Source organism: Azospirillum sp. B506 (assembly GCF_000333595.1).
GTDB lineage: Bacteria > Pseudomonadota > Alphaproteobacteria > Azospirillales > Azospirillaceae > Azospirillum.
The window spans coordinates 1-1,388 of sequence record NZ_BADK01000570.1 but is presented as its reverse complement, the minus strand read 5'-3'; the positions used below and the strand labels follow the sequence as shown (position 1 = coordinate 1,388).

Genomic DNA, 1,388 nt, shown 5'->3' with positions numbered 1-1,388 from the left:
TGTGCGCCGCCTGAATGCGCGCTTGCCGCGCGCGGCGGCGACGATCTGCTGATCATCGGCCGCACCGACGCGATGGCGGCGGCAGGTCCGGAGGAGGCCGTCCGCCGCGCCAGGCTCTACCAGGACGCCGGGGTCGATCTCGTCTTCGTGGACGGCATCAAGACGATCGCCGAGGTCGAGGCGGTCGCCCGGTCGGTCGAAGGGCCGAAGGTCGTCAGCATCGTCGACGGAAACGAAACGACGGCGCTGACGGCCGCCGACCTTCAGGAGATGGGCTTCTCCGTCGTGTTCTACGCAGTGTCGGCCCTGTTCTCGGCAACCCGTGCCATCGCCGAGACGCTGGCGGCGCTGCGCGCCGACGGGACGCCCAAGTCGCGGGAATCCGCCATGATGACCTATGCCGACTTCAGCGCCCTGGTCGATCTGGGGCGCTTCAAAACGCTGGACGACGATTTCGGCTGGTCGTGATCCCGCGACCGCCTTCCGGGCCGGTATGGCCTTCCATGGATCAGCTCCCGACGGTCGAGGACCAGGTGCCGGGATAATTGGGCTGCCGCCGGGCGATCCAGGCGTCGAGCCCCTCGCGCAGATCGGCGGTCGGTGCCATCCGGGCGAACTGCCCGGCCTCCACCAGCAGACCCTCGGCGATCGGCAGATTGATGCCCCGCGTGACCGCGGTGAGGATGGTGGCGACGGCGAGCGGGGAATGGATGAGGATGCGCTCCAGCAGCGCCCGTGCCGCCGGCAGCAGCTCCTCATGCGGAACGACCGCGTTGACCAGGCCCAGATCCAGCGCCCGGCTCGGCGAAAAGGTTTCGCCGGTGAGCAGCAGCTGCATGGCGCGCTTGCGCCCGGCCAGCCGCGACAGGCGCTGGGTGCCGCCGAAGGTGGGGGGCATGCCCAGGCGGATCTCGGGTTTGGCGAAGACGGCGCGCTCGCTGGCGATGGCGAGCGGGGCCGCTTCGGTCACTTCGCAGCCGCCGCCATAAGCGAGGCCGTTGACCGCCACCAGGATGGGCTTCTGGAACGCCTCGATCCGGGCGGTGAGCCGCTGGCCGCGCGCCACGAAGTCACGGAGAGCGGCCTCGGGACTCCGGGCCACGGAGCGCGAGAATTCCGGGATGTCGCCGCCGGCGGAGAAGGCACGCCCCGTTCCGGTGAGGATCACCCCGCGCACCCGGCCATCGTCCTCGATCCCGTCAAGGGCGGCGAGCAGGGCGTCGATGGTCTCGTAATTGAGGGCGTTGAGCTTTTCCGGACGATTGAGCGTCAGGGTCGCAATCGCCCCGTCGACCTGCTTCAGGACACACTCGGTCATGATCGGTTTCTCCTTCATCTGCGAGTTCGTCGGTGAGGAGGACAGGATGACCGCCGGAGCCGCTTGAGTA

General features: G+C 69.0%; 2 protein-coding genes. One reads left to right on the top strand and one right to left on the bottom strand.

Going from position 1 to position 1,388, the window contains the following annotated elements; translation table 11 throughout:
• Window positions 1–468: isocitrate lyase/phosphoenolpyruvate mutase family protein (locus I71_RS16835; RefSeq protein ID WP_042695998.1), on the top strand; the 468-nt coding region annotated here is incomplete at its 5' end.
• 40 nt (window positions 469–508) lie between these two features.
• Here the strand turns inward: I71_RS16835 and I71_RS16830 are convergent.
• A partial coding sequence (locus tag I71_RS16830; protein ID WP_307189007.1) for a crotonase/enoyl-CoA hydratase family protein occupies window positions 509–1,388 on the bottom strand: 880 nt, incomplete at its 5' end.